This window comes from Pseudomonas sp. 7-41 (assembly GCF_021233075.1).
Lineage (GTDB): Bacteria > Pseudomonadota > Gammaproteobacteria > Pseudomonadales > Pseudomonadaceae > Aquipseudomonas > Aquipseudomonas veronii.
The window spans coordinates 443699-462023 of the sequence record NZ_CP089551.1; the positions used below are offsets into that span (position 1 = coordinate 443699).

Genomic DNA, 18325 nt, shown 5'->3' on the forward strand with positions numbered 1-18325 from the left:
CAGGGTTCAGCAGCGGTCACAACAAGGGGCCACCATGATGGCGAAGTGTTGTTTGAGAGGGGCGAATTGCGTCTAAGTTCCGTCATTGGGGGCGATTGTGACGGATTTATGGGTGTCTGGAGAATGGCGTCAAAAAAGCGATCAAAGGGGAAGGCAAGCCTTCCCCTCCGCGTGTTCACACCGTTGCAGGGCGCAACGAGTAGGTCTTCAATTGGTGGGCAAAATCGCGCAGGGACTGGATGCCGCTGGCCTCGGCCTCATGCACCCATTCCTTGATCGCGGCCAGCATATCGTGGCCGTTGGAGCTGGTCTTGAGCCAGATCTGCTGCAGGGCCAGACGCTTTTCGTAGATCACTTTCAGGGCTTGGCTGTGTTCCAGCATGCTCTGGATACGCAGGTGGTGGCGGTCATCCAGCAGGCTGGTTTCCCGCGACAGCAGGCGCTTGGCACGGTGGAACTGATGGCGCACCGAGTGATCGACCTTCTCCAGTTCCTGTTTGACCAGCGGGCCGATCACCAGCTTGCGGTACTGGGCCATGATCTGGAAACGGTTGTTGAGGATCGCCATGGCGGTGTCCATGTCCAGGTGGCCCTTGCCTTCGACGCGGTGGGCGATCGGCGCGACGCGCTGCACCTTGGCCAGGCGCAGCAGGCTGAACAGCTTGATCCACGCCCAGCCGAGGTCGAACTCCCATTTCTTCACCGACAGCTTGGCGGAGTTGGGGTAGGTGTGGTGGTTGTTGTGCAGCTCTTCGCCGCCCACGATGATGCCCCACGGCACCAGGTTGGTCGCCGCGTCCCGGCATTCGAAGTTGCGATAGCCCACGGCGTGGCCGAGGCCGTTGATTACACCGGCGGCCCAGAATGGAATCCACATCATCTGGATCGCCCAGATGGTGATGCCGATGGTGCCGAACAGCAGAAGGTCGATCACACCCATGATTGCCACACCCAAGAGCGGGTAGGGCGTGTAGAGTTTGCGTTCGATCCAGTCGTCCGGGCAGTTCTTGCCGTAGATGCGCAGGGTCTCGGGGTTCTCCGCTTCGGCGCGATAGAGCTCGGCACCTTTGCGCAATACGGTAGACAGGCCTTTAATGACGGGGCTGTGCGGGTCGTCGACGGTTTCGCATTTGGCGTGATGCTTACGGTGGATGGCGGTCCACTCGCGGGTGTTCTGCGCCGTGGTCAGCCACAGCCAGAAGCGGAAGAAGTGTTTCAGGCCGGCATTGAGCTCCAGGGAGCGATGGGCTGAATAGCGGTGCAGATAGACGGTGACCCCAATAATGGTCACGTGGGTCATCAACAGGGTGACTGCCACCAGTTGCCAGGCTGACAGGTCAAGAAAACCGTTGTACCACATAGGCTGTATGGCCCTCAGAAAAAGAAAAAAACAGCTCACGCATTATCACTAAGCTCACAGAGAAAACCAGCCGACCTTTCAGATAGGAGTGACGGGATGTTTCTTATTCTATAATCCGTAACCTTTGTAGGGCGAATCTAGCTTTTTAGTAAGGATTACTGGCCATATGTTGTTCTCATACCGAGGTGCCCGGCGTGCGGGGTTGGTATATCTGCTGGTTTCGCTGCTGTGGGTTGTGCTTACTCACCGGGTATTGATCAAGTTCCTCGATGACCCGGTTGAGTTAAATCAGTGGCTGCAGCTGCGCGGCTATGTGTGGGTGGCCCTCAGCGCCCTGGTGATTTACCTGATGTGCGCGCGCTTTGCGCGCGTCAACGAATTGCAGCAACCGCTCAAAGAGAGCCGCGAGCGCCTGCGCCAGGCCGCTGCCGTGTTCGATTGCACCCGTGAAGGGGTGCTGGTCACCGATGCCAAGGGGCAGATCGTCCATGTGAACCGGGCCTTTATGGCGATCACCGGCTATCGGCGCGAAGATGTCATGGGCGAGCAACCCAGCTTGTTCAAGTCAGGCCGCCATTCGTCGAGTTTTTACCAGCAGATGTTCCTGGCCCTGGAACAAACCGGCGAGTGGAGCGGGGAAATCTGGAACCGGCGCAAAAGCGGCGAGATTTATCCACAGTGGCAAACCATCCGGGTGATTCACGACGACCTCGGCCATGTCAGCCATTACGTCGCGGTGTTTTCCGATATCAGCGCCATCAAGGATTCCGAGCACGAACTGGCGCACCTCGCGCACCACGACCCGCTGACCGACCTGCCCAACCGCCTGCTGTTCACCGACCGCGCCGAACAGGCCCTGGCTTCGGCGCAAGTGCATAAACGCGGTTGTGCGTTGCTGCTGCTCGACCTGGACCACTTCAAGATCATCAACGACAGCCTGGGCCATAACGTCGGCGACCAGTTGCTCAAATTGGTCGGTGAACGCCTGAGAAGCCAATTCGGCACCGGCGTGACGCTGGCGCGGCTGGGCGGGGACGAATTCGCAGTGTTGGCGGAAAACTGTCCACAGGTGGTGCAGGCTGCCGCGCTCGCGCAACGCATGCTCGATGCGATGAAACTCCCGTTCAATTTCGACGGCCACCAGTTGTTTATCAGTGCGAGCGTTGGCATCAGCCTGTTTCCCAGCGACGCGCTGAGTGCCCAGCAGTTGTTGCGTAACGCCGATTCCGCGTTGTTCAAGGCCAAGAGCGTCGGCCGTGAAGGCTACGCGTTGTACACCGAAGAGTTGACTGCCCACGCGCAGAACCGCGTGGAAATTGCCGGCGAACTGCGCCGCGCCCTCGACCAGCAGGAGCTGCGTGTCTACTACCAGCCGGTTCACGACCTGCACACCAGCCGCCTGATCGGCGTAGAAGCCCTGGTGCGCTGGCAACACCCGGAGCGCGGCCTGGTGCCGCCGGTCGAGTTCATCCCCATCGCCGAACGCACCGGGTTGATTGCCGATATCGACGCCTGGGTCATGCACGAGGCTTGCGCCCAGATGTGCCAGTGGCTGGAGGACGGCGCGCCGTTGAGGTTTATCGCGATCAACGTGTCCAGTCGCTTGTTTGCGCGACGCGAGTTGTATGAGCAAGTCGCCAAGGTGCTGCACGACACTGGCCTGGACCCGGCTTACCTGGAGCTGGAAGTTACCGAAAGCGCGGTGATGGAAGACCCCGAAGTGGCCCTGGAACAACTGCACCGCCTGCGCGAGCTGGGCCTGCGCCTGGCCATTGATGACTTTGGCACCGGCTATTCGTCGCTGCTGCGCCTCAAGCGCCTGCCGGTGCAGAAGCTCAAGATCGACCAGGGCTTTGTCGCCGGGGTGCCGTGGGATGAAGACGACGCCGCCATCGTGCGCGTGGTGATCGCCCTGGCGAAAAGCATGGGCATGCAGGTACACGCCGAAGGGATCGAACAGGTGGAACAGGCGCGGTTCCTGCTGGAGCAAAACTGCGACATGGGCCAGGGCTATTGGTTTGGCCGCCCGATGCCAGCGTGTGAAATCGACTGGGACCGGGCACCCGCCATCCAGAGTTGAAATGCAGTCAACTGTGGGAGGGAGCAAGCCCCCTCCCACAATTGGATATTCGCCAGGCTCGATTTTGGCACTTGGCCACAAAACGCCGTCGTAACCCCACGTCCGGCCAGAAAATTCTTTCTGGTTATATAAACATTCTTAAATAGTATTTTTAAGAATATCCGCGCTTATCTACTATCGCCCTCACGCCGCAAGCAGTGCCGCCACTGCGCGGCACTTTTCATTTCAGGAGCGAGACCATGAGCGCATCTCTACGTAGCGTCGACGGCCAGGACGAAGCAGCCATTTTGCGTGAGATCCAGAGCGCGTTGCGCGATCTGCGCTTTGGCGCGGTGGAAATCACTGTACACAACGCTCAAGTGGTACAGATCGAACGCAAAGAAAAATTCCGCCTGCAGAACCCGGGTAACAAACCGGCCTGAGCAAGAGCGGCGATAGACCCATCACTATAAAAAATGCCCCTGTAGGCGCGAGCTTGCTCGCGAAAAGCTTGAAGGCAACGCGTTGCACCTGATGCGCAGCGTTATCGTTGACGTTTTTCGCGAGCCAGCTCGCTCCTGCAGTCGTCAGCCAACACCCCGGAATTTCAGGAGCTTTCTATGTCGTCGATTCGCCGTTACGCCCTGGCTGCCTTGGCCAGCGCCGTGTTTGCCGGGTCTGCCGTTGCCAAGGACTACGAGTTGCTCAACGTCTCGTATGACCCGACCCGTGAGCTGTACCAGGACTACAACGCTGAGTTCACCAGCTACTGGAAACAGTCCCACCCCGGCGATAGCGTCAAGATCCAGCAATCCCACGGCGGCTCGGGCAAACAGGGCCGTGCGGTGATCGACGGCCTGCGTGCCGACGTCGTGACCCTGGCCCTGGCCGGTGATATCGACGAAATCGCCAAGTTGGGCAAGACCCTGCCGGAAAACTGGCAGACCCGCCTGCCGGATGCGAGCACCCCGTACACCTCGACCATCGTGTTCCTGGTGCGCAAGGGCAACCCCAAAGGCATCAAGGACTGGGGCGACCTGATCAAGAAAGACGTGTCGGTCATCACCCCGAACCCGAAAACCTCCGGCGGTGCGCGCTGGAACTTCCTCGCCGCCTGGGCCTATGGCCTGAAAGCCGGTGGCAGCGAAGCCAAGGCGCAGGAATACGTCAAAGAGCTGTTCAAGCACGTACCGGTCCTCGACACCGGGGCGCGCGGTTCGACCATCACCTTCGTCAACAACGGTCAGGGTGACGTGTTGCTGGCCTGGGAAAACGAGGCGTTCCTGGCATTGAAAGAAAACGGCGGCGCCGACAAGTTCGACATCGTCGTACCGTCCCTGTCGATCCTCGCCGAGCCGCCTGTGGCCGTGGTCGACAAGAACGCCGAGAAAAAGGGCAACACCGAGATCGCTACCGAGTACCTCAAGCACCTGTACAGCCCGGCTGGTCAGGAGATTGCGGCGAAGAACTTCTACCGCCCACGCGATGAGAAAATCGCCGCCAAATACGCCCAGCAGTTCCCGAAGCTGGATTTGGTGACTATCGACAAAGACTTCGGCGGCTGGAAAACTGCGCAGCCGAAATTCTTTAACGACGGTGGCGTGTTCGACCAGATCTACTCGGCGCAATAAAAACACCGCCCTCTGTAGGCGCGAGCTTGCTCGCGAAGAAGGTCCAGGCACCGCGTGCACCCAGAATGTGCGCGTTATCGTTGACGTTTTTCGCGGGCAAGCCCGCTCCTACAGAGCACGCATTCACCTGCGGGTTTTGTGTGTCAGACCTGCTAACCAAGGACTTTTATGTCGCGTCGTATTTCCCCCGTCATACCCGGCTTCGGGCTGACGCTGGGCTACACCGTGGTGTACCTCAGCCTGATCGTACTCATCCCCCTCGCGGCGATGTTTGTACACGCCGCTCAACTTACCTGGGATCAGTTCTGGAACATCATCACCGCACCGCGTGTGCTGGCGGCATTGAAGTTGAGCTTCAGCACCGCGCTGTACGCCGCGCTGATCAATGGCCTGATCGGCACGCTGCTGGCCTGGGTGCTGGTGCGCTACACCTTCCCCGGGCGCAAGATCATCGATGCGATGATCGACCTGCCGTTCGCCCTGCCCACGGCCGTCGCCGGTATCGCGCTGACCGCGCTGTACACCCCGACTGGCCTGGTCGGCCAGTTCGCTGCCGACCTGGGCTTCAAGATCGCCTACAGCCCCTTGGGCATCACCCTGGCGCTGACCTTCGTCACGTTGCCGTTCGTGGTCCGCACGGTGCAGCCGGTCCTCGCCGATATCCCCCGGGAAATCGAAGAAGCCGCCGCCTGCCTGGGCGCCAAGCCGTTGCAGGTGTTCCGCTACATCCTCGTGCCCGCGTTGCTGCCTGCCTGGCTGACCGGCTTCGCCCTGGCGTTTGCCCGTGGCGTCGGTGAGTACGGTTCGGTGATCTTCATCGCCGGCAACATGCCGATGAAGACCGAGATCCTGCCGCTGCTGATCATGGTCAAGCTCGACCAGTACGACTACCACGGCGCCACCTCCATCGGTGTGCTGATGCTGGTGGTTTCCTTCGTGTTGCTGCTGCTGATCAACTTGCTGCAGCGGCGCATCGAACACCCATAAGGAGGCGCGGAACATGTCCCAATCGTCTATCTCCGCCGCGTCCTCGGCCAACGCTGCCCGGCGTGGCAGTGCGTTGTCGCGGCGCATCCTGATCAGCCTGGGCTGGCTGGTGTTCTTCCTGTTCCTGGTGCTGCCGCTGTTTATCGTGGTGTCCCAGGGCTTGAAGAATGGCCTCGGCGCGTTCTTCACCGCGATCCTCGAGCCCGATGCGCTGTCGGCGCTCAAGCTCACGGTGGTCGCCGTGCTGATCTCGGTGCCGCTCAACGTGGTGTTCGGCGTCAGCGCCGCATGGTGCGTGAGCAAGTACTCGTTCCGTGGCAAGAGCATCCTGGTGACGCTGATCGACCTGCCGTTCTCGGTGTCGCCGGTGATCGCGGGCCTGGTCTATGTGCTGATGTTCGGCGCCCAGGGCTTCTTTGGCCCGTGGCTGCAGGCGCATGACATCCAGATCGTGTTCGCCTTGCCGGGCATCGTGCTGGCGACCATCTTCGTCACCGTGCCGTTCGTGGCCCGGGAGCTGATCCCGCTGATGCAGGAACAAGGCACCCAGGAAGAAGAAGCCGCGCGGCTGCTTGGCGCCAATGGCTGGCAGATGTTCTGGCATGTCACCGTGCCGAATATCAAATGGGGCCTGATCTACGGCGTGGTGCTGTGTACCGCGCGGGCGATGGGTGAGTTCGGCGCGGTGTCGGTGGTGTCCGGCCACATTCGCGGCGTGACCAACACGTTGCCGCTGCACGTCGAGATTCTCTACAACGAATACAACCACGTCGCCGCGTTTGCGGTGGCGAGTCTGTTGCTGATCCTGGCGCTCTTCATCCTGCTGCTCAAGCAGTGGAGCGAGAACCGTATCAACCGCCTGCGCGCAGCTGCGGCTGAGGAATAATCCATGTCCATCGAAGTCCGTAATGTCAGCAAGAACTTCAACGCCTTCAAGGCCCTGAACAGCATCAACCTGGACATCCAGAGTGGCGAGCTGGTGGCGTTGCTGGGGCCCTCCGGCTGCGGCAAGACCACCTTGCTGCGCATCATCGCCGGTCTCGAAACCCCGGATACCGGCAGCATCGTGTTCCACGGTGAAGACGTCTCCGGCCACGACGTGCGTGATCGCAACGTCGGGTTTGTGTTCCAGCACTACGCGCTGTTCCGCCACATGACCGTGTTCGATAACGTCGCCTTCGGCCTGCGCATGAAGCCGAAAAACCAGCGCCCGAACGAAAGCCAGATCGCGGTCAAAGTCCACGAACTGTTGAACATGGTGCAACTGGACTGGCTGTCCGACCGCTACCCGGAACAACTCTCCGGCGGCCAACGCCAGCGCATCGCCCTGGCCCGCGCTCTGGCGGTGGAGCCCAAAGTGCTGCTGCTCGACGAACCCTTCGGCGCCCTCGACGCCAAGGTGCGCAAAGAGCTGCGCCGCTGGCTGGCGCGCCTGCACGAAGATATCAACCTGACCTCGGTGTTCGTGACCCACGACCAGGAAGAGGCGATGGAAGTTGCCGACCGTATCGTGGTGATGAACAAGGGCGTGATCGAGCAGATCGGCTCACCGGGCGACGTCTACGAAAACCCGGCCAGCGATTTCGTCTACCACTTCCTCGGCGACTCCAACCGCCTGCACCTGGGGGGCGACCAACACGTGCTGTTCCGCCCTCACGAAGTGTCGCTGTCGCGCCATGAACTGGAAGACCACCATGCCGCCGAAGTGCGCGATATCCGGCCGCTGGGGGCGACCACGCGGGTGACGTTGAAAGTCGAAGGCCAGAGCGAACTGATCGAAGCCGAAGTGGTGAAAGACCACGACAGCCTGATCGGCCTGGCCCGGGGCGAGACCTTGTTCTTCAAACCCAAGGTCTGGCAAAAAGCCTAAGGACACTACAACACCCAATGTGGGAGGGGGCTTGCCCCCGATAGCGGTGTATCAGTCAATATCTTCAGTGACTGACCCACTGCAATCGGGGGCAAGCCCCCTCCCACATTCAGACTTCTCTCGGCTTTAGATCGCGGCGAGCGACTGGCCCGGAGCGGCGTTCAATCTGCTCTTTGAGCTCGTGCCGCAACCCCAGCAAAAACGCCAACTCCGCCACCACAAACAACGGCCCGACGATCAGCCCCGACACATCATCCACAAATGCCGGCTTCTTGCCTTCGTAGTAATGCCCGACAAACTGAATCACCCAACCCACCACGAACATACCGATACCGCCGCTGAGCCAGACCGGCGTGCTTTGCGCCGCCAGTACATGCCCGGCCCACACCGACAAGCCCATCAGCACGCTCATCAGCACGCCCAGCGCGAGTTCCAGGCGCAGGTAGAACCACGCCGCAAGCAGCGCAACGATCAGCGCCGGCGACAGCCAGAGCCCGGCCAGCGGCCACTCCGGGCGTGAAAGCAACACGGCGACGGCGACCACGATCAGCGGGATGCCGATAAAGTGGCTGGCGATATTGCGCGGGTCGCGGTGGTAGGCGGCGTATTGACTGAGGTGGTCGACGAGGCTTTTCATTGTTATTCCTCCTGTAGGATGTTTGATCATGCCCTGTCAGCCTTCGCCTAACTGTCAGTTGGGCGACAATCTTCGGAGTTCTCATGAACGCAGAGCAATGGCGACGCCGGCTGGCTGCCGGGCACTGGTTCAGCCACTTGCCCGGCGCTTTTCAGCATAGTCTGCTGGCCCACGCGCGGCTGCGGCTGCTGACGGCGGGGCAATACCTGTTCAAGCGCGGTGACCAGCCCTGCGGCTTGTATGCGGTGCTCGACGGCAGTTTGCGGATCAGCGCGGTGAACGAGCAGGGCAAGGAAGCGCTGCTCAGCCTGGTGGAGTCGCCCTACTGGTTCGGTGAAATCTGCCTGTTCGACGGCCTGCCGCGCACCCACGACGCCTGTGCGGTCGGGCCGTGCAAGCTGTTGCAGGTGCCCCAGCAGGCATTGCTCGACATTCTCGATGAAACCCCGCAGTACTGGCGCGACTTGGCCTTGTTGATGAGCCAAAAGTTGCGCCTGAGTTTCATCGGCCTCGAACAGCTCAGCCTGATGCCCGCCTCGGTGCGGCTGGCCCATCGTTTGTTGATGATCATTGAAGGGTACGGCGACATCGAGCCCTCAAAACGCCGGCTGCAGTTACCCCAGGAAGACCTGGCGGCGATGTTGAGCCTGTCGCGCCAGACCACCAACGCCTTGCTCAAGGACCTGCAAGCCCAGGGCATCGTGCGCCTGGGCTATGGCGAGATCGAAATCCTCGATGCACAGCGCCTGCGTGAGGCGGCGCACACCTGAGGGTGTTAGCCTGCAGGTCTGATCAATCGAGGTGTGTTATGCGCGTGCTGTTAGTGGAACATGAATCCGAAGAAGCACAGCGGATGGCCCAGGGTTTGAACGAGGCCGGTTATTCCGTGGAAGTCGCGGCCAACGGCATGGCCGCCCAGCGGCTTGTCGAGGGCAACGAGTACGACCTGGTGATTCTGGACGTGATGCTGCCGGGGCTGAATGCCTGGACACTGCAGCAGGCGATTCGGCACAAGGGCGAGACGCCGGTGTTGTTTCTGACCAGCCCGGGTGGGATCGAAGACCGTCTGCGCGACTTGGAATTGCATGAGGATGATTATTTACTCAAGCCGTTTGAAGACAAGGCGCTGGTCATGCGCGTGAAAAAACTACTGCGTCGCGATCGCGGGCGCTGATAGATGTGTGGCCTGGGCTCTCGCGATCGCGGGCAAGCCCGGCTGTTAAATGTGGGAGGGAGCTTGCCCCGATGACGGTGGATCAATTGATGAATGCGCTAGCTGATACACCGCCCCTCCCATAGTTTGATTTTTTAGTTATTAATAAATAGCTTCTTATTCCTTAACGAATATAAACCCCGTCCCTATACTGTCCAGCAACGTTAAACGCTGCAGGAGGGCACACCCATGCACAGCGAATCGATTCGTTACCTGATCGTGCCGGGCTGGCAAGGATCGCCAGAAGATCATTGGCAAACGCATTGGCAGAACAGCCTGCCCAACAGCGCCCGGGTGGAGCAGGCCGATTGGCTGACGCCGCGTCGCGAAGACTGGGTGGCCGCGCTGGCCGAGGCGATCGCCGCCGACAGCACGCCAGTGATTCTGATCGCCCATAGCCTGGGCTGCATCACCGTGGCCCACTGGGCTGCCACTGCACCGCTGCAATTTTTGCGGCAGGTGCGCGGGGCGTTGCTGGTGGCGCCGGCGGATGTCGAACGCCCGGCCTGTGCCCCCGCGCTGCGTAACTTCGCGCCGATTCCACGCGACCTGCTGCCGTTTCCCAGCCAGGTGGTCAGCTCCGACAACGACAGTGCCGTCAGCGCCCCCAGGGCCATGGAGCTGGCGCGCGACTGGGGTGCTGAAGCCGGCATTTTGTCCGGTGCCGGGCATATCAATGTGAAGTCCGGCCACCAGCGCTGGGAGCAGGGTTTCGCGTATCTCTATCGCCTGCAAAGCCGCCTGGAGCATCACGCCCGGCGCACGGCCTGAACCTTTTTCAACGCCCCGTCCCTGAGCGGATTGGGGGCGGGAGCCTGCCATGAGTCTGCATGAAACCTTCGGTCAGCCGCTGCTGACCTTCCCCGACGCCGAAAAAAGCCCGCTGAGCATCCGCGCCAAGGCACTGGTGTTCGTCGACCCGCGTTCGCGGCAACTGCGCGAAGCGCTGGAACACCTCGCGCCCCGCGCCTTGCCGGTGTTGATCCGTGGCGAGACCGGCAGCGGCAAAGAGTTGCTGGCGCGGCATATCCATCGGGGCAGCGACCGCGCCGGGCTGTTTGTCTCGGTCAATTGCGGCGCGATCAGCCCGACCTATGCCGATGCCGAGCTGTTCGGCTACGCCGCCGGCGCCCACAGTGGCGCGGCGAGCAGCCGGGCCGGCTGGTTCGGCTCGGCCAACGGCGGCACCTTGTACCTGGATGAGATCGGCGACTTGCCGTTGCCGATCCAGGTCAAATTGCTCGCCGCCCTGGAAAACCACGAAGTCACCCGCGTCGGCGCGCAGCAACCAAGCCCGGTGGACGTGCGCCTGGTGGCGGCGACCAGCATCGACCTGGCCCAGGCCGTGGCCGCAGGCAAGTTCAATGAGCGCCTGTTCCATTACCTCAGCGAAGGCCAACTGGACCTGCCGGCCTTGCGCGAGCGGGTCGGCGACATCCTGTCCCTGGCCGAATACTTCCTCGGCATCTACAGCCAGCGCCTGGACCTGCCGGTGCCGCTGATCAGCGACGCGGCCCAGCGCGTGCTGGAACACCACAGCTGGCCGGGCAATACCCGCGAGCTGGAGAACGTCATCCACTTTGCCTTGCTGGTCAGCAGCGGCGACGAAATCTTGCCGGAGCATTTGAACCTGCCGACCGCCGGTTCGCCGCTGGAGCAGGTGCAGCGGATATTCGAAAGCGCCAGTGCGGCCGAACGGGAAACCTTGCGCAAATTCCTACATGAACAAAATGGAATATAAACCTGAATAAAAGGTATTGTTCGGGAATAAAAAATCTAGGTATTGTCACTCTCACGCCGCGATAGCACTTCGCTGGCACTCCACCCCAATACGGTCGTCAGAGACGCCCCGGAATGTCGATAAGGACACTCATGAAAAAGGTTCTGTTGTTTACCGCACTGGCGGCTGCCCTGACTGCGGGCTTCGCCCAGGCCAACGAAAAGCTGATAGTGGCCGCTACCCCGGTCCCGCACGCCGAGATCCTCGAACTGGTCAAGCCGACCCTCGCCAAAGAAGGCGTGGATCTGGAAATCAAAGTCTTCACCGACTACGTACAGCCCAACGTGCAGGTGGCCGAGAAGCGTCTGGACGCCAACTACTTCCAAACCCTGCCGTACCTGGAAAACTTCAACAAAGGTAAAGGCACCAACCTGGTCACCGTGGTGGGCGTACACGTTGAACCCTTCGGCGGTTACTCGAAGAAAATCAAAAACATCTCGGAGCTCAAAGATGGCGCCACCGTGGCCATTCCGAACGAAGGCTCCAACAGCGGCCGTGCCCTGTTGCTGCTGCAGAAGGCCGGTGTGATCACCCTGAAAGACCCGACCAATGCGCTGGCGACGCCAAAAGACATTGCCAGCAACCCGAAGAACCTGAAGTTCAAAGAGCTGGAATCAGCCCTGCTGCCACGTGTGCTGGACCAGGTTGACCTGGACCTGATCAACACCAACTACGCCCTGGAAGCCGGCCTCAACCCGGCCAGGGACGCGTTGATCATCGAAGACGCCAAATCGCCGTATGTGAACTTCCTGGTGGCGCGCCCGGACAACAAGGACAGTGCTGCTATCCAGAAACTGGCCAAGGCCCTGACCAGCCCGGAAGTCAAAGCGTTCATCGAGAAGAAATACAACGGCGCGGTTGTGCCGGCGTTCTGATCGAGCGGTAAAACCTTTCAAGGTTTAAACGCCGACGGCTTGCATAGCGTCGGCGTTTTTTTATGGGTGGAATTTGGAATGCGCTCAGAATTGTGGGAGGGGGCTTGCCCCCGATAGCAGTGGTTCAGTCAATGCATCGGTGACTGTCATACCGCTATCGGGGGCAAGCCCCCTCCCACATTTGATTTTTATCTCACCGTGGATTTTCAGCGTTTCACCGCACTCGGGCGTTGATCGCCCTGCGCAATGCCACCAACCATTTCACCAGCTCCTGCGGATCAATCGGTTTCGCTTCGTTCATTGTTCATTCCCTCGAATCACAGACCCCACAACCATAGCCGTCACTCGCCAACCCCGCGAATCTGGTAGCTATCGTGTTGGGCGATATCAATGTGATATTTCGGTATCAAAAATCGACGGTTTATGCCAATAAAGGCCGGGCGATCCGGCGTCTTGAGCGTGGGCGTTCGTTTAGCTTCGGAACCATTGGCGTTGGGCGCCATCCATGCACATGGAACCCTGCTATAAGGTCGCAGTCGCCTACACTCCGGCAAGTTGGCATCACGTAAAGGAGCCTGCATGGGCGGTCACCCTTCGACAGTTATTTTCGCACTTGGCCTGTTGGCGCTGCTGAGCGGCTGCGGCCAGGAAAAAGCCGAGCCCAAGCAGCATGCGCGGGTGTTCGTGCAGACCGTGCAGCCGACTGACTACGCAGTGGCCGTCACGCTGACCGGCGATATCCAGGCGCGGGTGCAAACCGATCTGTCCTTTCGCGTGGGGGGCAAGATCATTCAGCGCATGGTCGATGTGGGCGACCATGTCAGCGCCAAGCAAGTGCTGGCCAAGCTCGACCCCAAGGACTTGCAGAGCAATGTCGACTCCGCCCAGGCCCAGGTCGTGGCCGAGCAGGCGCGGGTCAAGCAGACCGCCGCCGCGTTCGTGCGCCAGGAAAAACTCCTGCCCAAGGGCTACACCAGCCGCAGCGAATACGACACCGCCCAGGCGGCGTTGCGCAGCAGCCAAAGCGCCCTGGCCGCCGCCCAGGCGCAACTGGCCAATGCCCGCGAGCAACTGGGCTACACCGCGCTGTTCGCCGAGGCCCCCGGGGTGATTACTGCGCGCCAGGCTGAAGTGGGCCAGGTGGTGCAGGCCACCGTGCCGATCTTCAGCCTGGCCCGCGAGGGCGAGCGCGACGCGGTATTCGACGTGTACGAGTCGTTGCTGGTGGAACCGCCGGCCGATGCGCCGATCACGGTGAGCCTGTTGGATAACCCCAGTATCAAGGTCCAGGGCCACGTCCGCGAAGTTACCCCGGCCGTCGCTGCCAATACCGGCACGGTGCAAGTCAAAATCGCTCTGGAGGCCCTGCCCGCGGGCATGCATCTGGGCTCGGTGGTCAGCGCTACCGCCAACGGCCCGGCCAAGCCCAGCATCGAGCTGCCATGGTCGGCGCTGACCAAAGACCTCAGCGACCCCGCCGTGTGGCTGGTGGATGGCGACGGCCTGGCGCAGCTGCGCAAGGTCAGTGTGGCGCGTTACCTCACCGGCAAGGTGATCATCAGCGACGGTCTGCAGGGCGGTGAAAAAGTCGTGGTGGCCGGCGGGCAATTGCTGCACCCCGGCATGCGCGTCGAAGTCGCCCAGCCGCCCGACTCGGCCCAGGCCCAAGGAGTGCAACCATGATGCGCCTGACCGGCCTGCTCGCCGCCAGCCTGTTGCTGCTGGCCTGCTCCAAGAACGACCCGCCACCCGAGCCCGTGCGCCCGGTGTTGTCCATGGAAGTGAAAGCCGAAGACCAGGAAACCCTCGGCCGTTTCGCCGGCACCATCCAGGCGCGCTACGAAAGCAACCTGGGGTTCCGCGTGCCCGGGCGCATCGCCCACCGCACTGTGGATGTCGGCGCCGAGGTGGAGAAGGGCGCGGTACTTGCCGTACTCGACCCCACCGACCAGCAGAACCAACTGCGCGCGGTCCAAGGTGACCTCGCCCGCGTGCAGGCGCAGTTCGTCAACGCCCAGGCCAGCGCCCGTCGCCAGCAGGCGTTGTTCAACCGTGGCGTCGGCGCCCAGGCCCAGTTGGACGTGGCCCAGACCGACCTGAAAACCACCCAGGCCAGCCTCGACCAGGCGCAGGCCTCGGTCAACCAGGCCAAGGACCAGCTCAACTACGCCCGATTGCGTACCGACCATGGCGGCATCGTTACCGCCTGGAACGCCGAGGCCGGCCAGGTGGTCAGCGCGGGCCAGCAAGTGGTGACCCTGGCGCGCCCGGACATCAAGGAGGCGGTGATCGACCTGCCCGCCGGCCTCGCCGAGCGTCTGCCGCCCGATGTGGTGTTCCTCGTCGCCGGGCAACTCGACCCCAGCGTGAACACCACCGCCACCGTGCGCGAAATCGAACCCCAGGCCCAGAGCGCCACGCGCACCCGTCGCGCGCGCCTGACCCTGGCCGACACGCCGGCGGCTTTTCTGCTGGGTACGGCGATCAGCGTGACCTTGAGCTCGGCCATCCCACCGCGCATCGAACTGCCGTTGAGCGCCTTGCAGCAAATCGGCGGCAAAACGCGGATCTGGTTGCTGGACACCCAAAGCCGGACCGTGCAGCCGCGTGAAGTCACGGTGCTCAGTCGTGACGCCGACAGCGTTTTGCTCAACGGTGGGGTCAAGCCCGGTGAGCGCATCATCGTCGCCGGTGTGAACAGCCTGCAACCGGGGCAAACAGTCAAGATCGACGAGGACAGCCCGCGATGAAAGGGAGTTTCAACTTATCCGAATGGGCCCTCAAGCATCAGTCCTTCGTCTGGTACCTGATGTTCGTCGCGCTGCTGATGGGCGTGTTTTCCTACAAGAACCTGGGCCGCGAGGAAGACCCTTCGTTCACCATCAAAACCATGGTGATCCAGACCCGCTGGCCGGGCGCGACCCAGGAAGAAACGCTCAAACAGGTGACCGACCGCATCGAGAAAAAACTCGAGGAACTCGACGCCCTCGACTACGTGAACAGCTACACCCGGCCCGGTGAGTCCACGGTGTTCGTGTACCTCAAGGACACCACCAGCGCCAAGGCGATCCCCGAGATCTGGTACCAGGTGCGCAAGAAGATCGACGATATTCGCGGCAGCTTCCCCCAGGGCTTGCAGGGGCCGTCGTTCAACGATGAGTTCGGTGACGTGTTCGGCTCGGTGTACGCCTTTACCGGCGACGGCCTGTCGATGCGCCAGCTGCGCGACTACGTGGAGCAGGCGCGCGCCGAGATCCGTGCGGTGCCGGGCCTGGGCAAGGTCGAGCTGATCGGCCAGCAGGACGAAGTGATTTACCTGAATTTCTCCACGCGCAAACTCGCGGCCCTGGGGATCGACCAACGCCAGGTGGTGCAGAGCCTGCAGGCGCAGAACGCAGTGACCCCGGCCGGGGTGATCGAAGCCGGGCCGGAGCGCATTTCCGTGCGGACGTCCGGGCAGTTCGCCTCGGAAAAAGACCTGGCCAACGTCAACCTGCGCCTCAACGACCGCTTCTATCGCCTGGCGGACGTCGCCGACATCAGCCGTGGCTACGTTGACCCGGCGACGCCAATGTTCCGTTTCAACGGCAAGCCGGCGATCGGTTTGGCGATCGCGATGCAGAAGGGCGGCAATATCCAGTCGTTCGGCGAGGCCCTGCACACGCGCATGGACGAACTGACCGCCGACCTGCCGGTGGGGGTCGGCGTCTACAAGGTCTCCGACCAGGCGGAAGTGGTGCAAGAGGCCGTCGGCGGCTTCACCAGCGCGCTGTTCGAAGCGGTGATCATCGTGCTGGTGGTGAGCTTTATCAGCCTCGGCCTGCGTGCCGGGCTGGTGGTGGCGTGCTCGATCCCGCTGGTACTGGCGCTGGTGTTCGTGTTCATGGAATACACCGGCATCACCATGCAGCGCGTGTCCTTGGGGGCGCTGATCATCGCGCTCGGCTTGCTGGTGGACGACGCGATGATCACCGTGGAGATGATGATCACGCGCCTGGAAAAAGGCGAAACCAAGGCGCAGGCGGCGACCTACGCCTACACCTCCACCGCGTTCCCGATGCTCACCGGCACCCTGGTGACCGTGGCCGGGTTTGTGCCGATCGGCCTCAACGCCAGTTCGGCGGGCGAGTACACCTTCACCCTGTTCGCGGTGATTGCCGTGGCGATGCTGGTGTCGTGGGTGGTGGCGGTGCTGTTTGCGCCGGTGATCGGCGTGCATATCCTCAGCGCCAACGTGAAACCCCACAGTGCCGAACCGGGGCGCATCGGCCGCGCTTTCAATGGCGGCATGCTGTGGGCCATGCGCAACCGCTGGTGGGCCATCGGCATCACCGTGGCGCTGTTCGCGGCGTCGGTGTTTTCCATGCAGTTTGTGCAGAACCAGTTCTTCCCGTCGTCGGACCGCCCGGAGATCCTCGTCGACCTCAACCTGCCGCAAAACGCCTCGATCAACGAAACCCGCAAAGCCGTCGACCGCCTCGAAGCGATCATCAAGGACGACCCGGATATCGAGCGCTGGAGCACTTACATCGGCCAGGGCGCGATCCGTTTCTACCTGCCTCTCGACCAACAACTGGAAAACCCCTACTACGCGCAGTTGGTAATCGTCAGCAAGGGCCTGAAGGCGCGCGGCGAGTTGATCGCGCGCCTGCAAAAACGCCTGCGTGAGGATTTCGTCGGCGTCGGCAGCTTTGTGCAGCCGCTGGAGATGGGCCCGCCGGTGGGGCGGCCGATCCAGTACCGCGTTTCTGGCAAAGACACTGACCAGGTGCGCAAGCACGCCATCGAACTGGCGACCTTGCTGGACAAGAACCGCCACCTGGGCGAGATCATTTACGACTGGAACGAACCGGGCAAAGTCCTGCGCATCGAGATTGCCCAGGACAAGGCGCGGCAGTTGGGCTTGTCTTCCGAAGACGTGGCGCAGTTGATGAACAGCGTGGTCAGCGGCGCGTCGGTGACTCAGGTGCATGACGATATCTACCTGATCGACGTGGTCGGCCGCGCCGAAGATGCCGAGCGCGGCACGCCGGAAACCTTGCAGAACCTGCAGATCGTCACGCCCAACGGCGTCTCGATTCCGCTGCTGGCCTTCGCCACCGTGCGTTATGAGCTGGAACAGCCGCTGGTGTGGCGCCGCGACCGCAAGCCGACGATCACCCTCAAGGTGGCGGTGCGCGACGCGATGCAGCCGACCGATCTGGTCAAGCAGCTCAAGCCTGAGATCGATGCGTTCAACGCCGGCCTGCCGGTGGGCTACAAGGTCGCCACCGGCGGCACCGTGGAAGAAAGCGGCAAGGCCCAGGGCCCGATTGCCAGCGTGGTGCCGTTGATGCTGTTTTTGATGGCGACCTTCCTGATGATCCAGCTGCACAGCGTGCAGAAGATGTTCCTGGTGGCCAGCGTCGCGCCGCTGGGGCTGATCGGCGTGGTGCTGGCGCTGGTCCCCACCGGCACGCCCATGGGCTTCGTGGCGATCCTTGGCATTCTGGCGCTGATCGGCATCATCATCCGCAACTCGGTGATCCTGGTGACGCAAATCGAGGAATATGAACTGGCCGGCTACACGCCGTGGGATGCGGTGGTGCAAGCCACCGAACACCGGCGCCGGCCGATCCTGCTGACGGCGGCTGCGGCGAGCCTGGGCATGATCCCGATTGCGCGGGAAGTGTTCTGGGGGCCGATGGCCTACGCGATGATCGGCGGGATCATCATTGCCACGCTGCTGACGCTATTGTTCCTGCCGGCGCTGTATGTGGCCTGGTACAAGATTCGCGAGCCGAAGAGCGAATAACGCGCCTCACAAGAACGCTCGCGCTCAGCTAGGATTCACCGTGCCACCCTTGTCGGATACAGCATTACCGCGTTTTAAAGGAAGGCGGAACACTAATGCAGTATGCGTCGACACTCATG

General features: G+C 61.8%; 16 protein-coding genes. 14 read left to right on the forward strand and 2 right to left on the reverse strand.

What is annotated here, in order from left to right; genetic code table 11:
• Nucleotides 1-175 precede the first annotated feature (175 nt).
• Nucleotides 176-1360 (reverse strand): delta-9 fatty acid desaturase DesA, encoded by a 1185-nt coding sequence (gene desA, locus LQ249_RS01935; RefSeq protein ID WP_046385075.1) that lies wholly within the window; start codon nt 1358-1360, stop codon nt 176-178.
• A 166-nt stretch (nt 1361-1526) separates the two neighbouring features.
• On the opposite strand from desA, the gene dibA reads away from it, so the two are divergent.
• The 6 genes from dibA to LQ249_RS01965 all read left to right on the forward strand — a co-directional run bounded on the left by dibA (nt 1527) and on the right by LQ249_RS01965 (nt 7907).
• The gene (gene dibA / locus LQ249_RS01940; protein WP_046385074.1) at nt 1527-3440 is read left to right on the forward strand and encodes a phosphodiesterase DibA; all 1914 of its coding nucleotides are present in this window, start codon (nt 1527-1529) and stop codon (nt 3438-3440) included.
• A gap of 239 nt (nt 3441-3679) precedes the next feature.
• Nucleotides 3680-3862, forward strand: coding sequence for a sulfur starvation response protein OscA (gene oscA, locus LQ249_RS01945; protein ID WP_010565387.1), 183 nt, complete (start codon nt 3680-3682; stop codon nt 3860-3862).
• Between the two features lie 177 nt (nt 3863-4039).
• The gene (locus LQ249_RS01950) at nt 4040-5050 is read left to right on the forward strand and encodes a sulfate ABC transporter substrate-binding protein (RefSeq protein WP_104904136.1); all 1011 of its coding nucleotides are present in this window, start codon (nt 4040-4042) and stop codon (nt 5048-5050) included.
• A 168-nt stretch (nt 5051-5218) separates the two neighbouring features.
• Nucleotides 5219-6037 (forward strand): sulfate ABC transporter permease subunit CysT, encoded by an 819-nt coding sequence (gene cysT, locus LQ249_RS01955; protein ID WP_017848609.1) that lies wholly within the window; start codon nt 5219-5221, stop codon nt 6035-6037.
• A 13-nt stretch (nt 6038-6050) separates the two neighbouring features.
• On the forward strand, nt 6051-6923 hold the full coding sequence (gene cysW, locus LQ249_RS01960; RefSeq protein WP_017848608.1) for a sulfate ABC transporter permease subunit CysW: 873 nt from the start codon (nt 6051-6053) through the stop codon (nt 6921-6923).
• Nucleotides 6924-6926: 3 nt separating this feature from the next.
• The gene (locus LQ249_RS01965; RefSeq protein WP_017848607.1) at nt 6927-7907 is read left to right on the forward strand and encodes a sulfate/molybdate ABC transporter ATP-binding protein; all 981 of its coding nucleotides are present in this window, start codon (nt 6927-6929) and stop codon (nt 7905-7907) included.
• A gap of 109 nt (nt 7908-8016) precedes the next feature.
• Here LQ249_RS01965 and LQ249_RS01970 read toward each other — a convergent pair whose 3' ends face one another.
• The gene (locus tag LQ249_RS01970) at nt 8017-8544 is read right to left on the reverse strand and encodes an Mpo1 family 2-hydroxy fatty acid dioxygenase (RefSeq protein WP_057005865.1); all 528 of its coding nucleotides are present in this window, start codon (nt 8542-8544) and stop codon (nt 8017-8019) included.
• Nucleotides 8545-8627: 83 nt separating this feature from the next.
• On the opposite strand from LQ249_RS01970, the gene LQ249_RS01975 reads away from it, so the two are divergent.
• The 8 genes from LQ249_RS01975 (at nt 8628) to LQ249_RS02010 (ending at nt 18206) form a co-directional block, all read left to right on the forward strand.
• On the forward strand, nt 8628-9314 hold the full coding sequence (locus LQ249_RS01975; protein ID WP_232566148.1) for a Crp/Fnr family transcriptional regulator: 687 nt from the start codon (nt 8628-8630) through the stop codon (nt 9312-9314).
• Between the two features lie 38 nt (nt 9315-9352).
• Nucleotides 9353-9718 carry a response regulator gene (locus tag LQ249_RS01980; RefSeq protein ID WP_046385071.1) on the forward strand — a complete coding sequence of 122 codons (366 nt, stop codon included), beginning with the start codon at nt 9353-9355 and terminating at the stop codon, nt 9716-9718.
• A gap of 228 nt (nt 9719-9946) precedes the next feature.
• Nucleotides 9947-10528, forward strand: coding sequence for an alpha/beta hydrolase (locus LQ249_RS01985; RefSeq protein WP_017848603.1), 582 nt, complete (start codon nt 9947-9949; stop codon nt 10526-10528).
• A 49-nt stretch (nt 10529-10577) separates the two neighbouring features.
• Complete coding sequence (locus tag LQ249_RS01990) at nt 10578-11498, forward strand: sigma 54-interacting transcriptional regulator (protein ID WP_232566149.1); 921 nt, start codon at nt 10578-10580, stop codon at nt 11496-11498.
• Between the two features lie 131 nt (nt 11499-11629).
• Nucleotides 11630-12412 carry a MetQ/NlpA family ABC transporter substrate-binding protein gene (locus LQ249_RS01995; protein WP_046488782.1) on the forward strand — a complete coding sequence of 261 codons (783 nt, stop codon included), beginning with the start codon at nt 11630-11632 and terminating at the stop codon, nt 12410-12412.
• A gap of 579 nt (nt 12413-12991) precedes the next feature.
• Entirely contained in the window at nt 12992-14095 is a 1104-nt protein-coding gene (locus LQ249_RS02000) for an efflux RND transporter periplasmic adaptor subunit (RefSeq protein ID WP_169881837.1), read from the forward strand.
• Nucleotides 14092-15162 carry an efflux RND transporter periplasmic adaptor subunit gene (locus LQ249_RS02005; protein ID WP_232566150.1) on the forward strand — a complete coding sequence of 357 codons (1071 nt, stop codon included), beginning with the start codon at nt 14092-14094 and terminating at the stop codon, nt 15160-15162. Before LQ249_RS02000 ends, LQ249_RS02005 begins: the two co-directional genes overlap by 4 nt.
• A complete protein-coding gene (locus tag LQ249_RS02010) occupies nt 15159-18206 on the forward strand; it encodes an efflux RND transporter permease subunit (protein ID WP_232566151.1) in 3048 nt (1015 codons plus the stop codon). The genes LQ249_RS02005 and LQ249_RS02010 overlap by 4 nt, the downstream gene beginning before the upstream one ends.
• Nucleotides 18207-18325: the final 119 nt, after the last annotated feature.

Bases quoted from the DNA above. Each gene is read 5' to 3' on its own strand.
- desA (WP_046385075.1), bottom strand. From the start codon at position 1,360: ATGTGGTACAACGGTTTTCTTGACCTGTCAGCCTGGCAACTGGTGGCA.
- oscA (WP_010565387.1), top strand. From the start codon at position 3,680: ATGAGCGCATCTCTACGTAGCGTCGACGGCCAGGACGAAGCAGCCATT.
- LQ249_RS01970 (WP_057005865.1), bottom strand. From the start codon at position 8,544: ATGAAAAGCCTCGTCGACCACCTCAGTCAATACGCCGCCTACCACCGC.
- cysW (WP_017848608.1), top strand. From the start codon at position 6,051: ATGTCCCAATCGTCTATCTCCGCCGCGTCCTCGGCCAACGCTGCCCGG.
- LQ249_RS01985 (WP_017848603.1), top strand. From the start codon at position 9,947: ATGCACAGCGAATCGATTCGTTACCTGATCGTGCCGGGCTGGCAAGGA.
- LQ249_RS01980 (WP_046385071.1), top strand. From the start codon at position 9,353: ATGCGCGTGCTGTTAGTGGAACATGAATCCGAAGAAGCACAGCGGATG.
- LQ249_RS01950 (WP_104904136.1), top strand. From the start codon at position 4,040: ATGTCGTCGATTCGCCGTTACGCCCTGGCTGCCTTGGCCAGCGCCGTG.
- cysT (WP_017848609.1), top strand. From the start codon at position 5,219: ATGTCGCGTCGTATTTCCCCCGTCATACCCGGCTTCGGGCTGACGCTG.
- LQ249_RS02005 (WP_232566150.1), top strand. From the start codon at position 14,092: ATGATGCGCCTGACCGGCCTGCTCGCCGCCAGCCTGTTGCTGCTGGCC.
- LQ249_RS02010 (WP_232566151.1), top strand. From the start codon at position 15,159: ATGAAAGGGAGTTTCAACTTATCCGAATGGGCCCTCAAGCATCAGTCC.
- LQ249_RS01975 (WP_232566148.1), top strand. From the start codon at position 8,628: ATGAACGCAGAGCAATGGCGACGCCGGCTGGCTGCCGGGCACTGGTTC.
- LQ249_RS01990 (WP_232566149.1), top strand. From the start codon at position 10,578: ATGAGTCTGCATGAAACCTTCGGTCAGCCGCTGCTGACCTTCCCCGAC.
- LQ249_RS01965 (WP_017848607.1), top strand. From the start codon at position 6,927: ATGTCCATCGAAGTCCGTAATGTCAGCAAGAACTTCAACGCCTTCAAG.
- LQ249_RS01995 (WP_046488782.1), top strand. From the start codon at position 11,630: ATGAAAAAGGTTCTGTTGTTTACCGCACTGGCGGCTGCCCTGACTGCG.
- LQ249_RS02000 (WP_169881837.1), top strand. From the start codon at position 12,992: ATGGGCGGTCACCCTTCGACAGTTATTTTCGCACTTGGCCTGTTGGCG.
- dibA (WP_046385074.1), top strand. From the start codon at position 1,527: ATGTTGTTCTCATACCGAGGTGCCCGGCGTGCGGGGTTGGTATATCTG.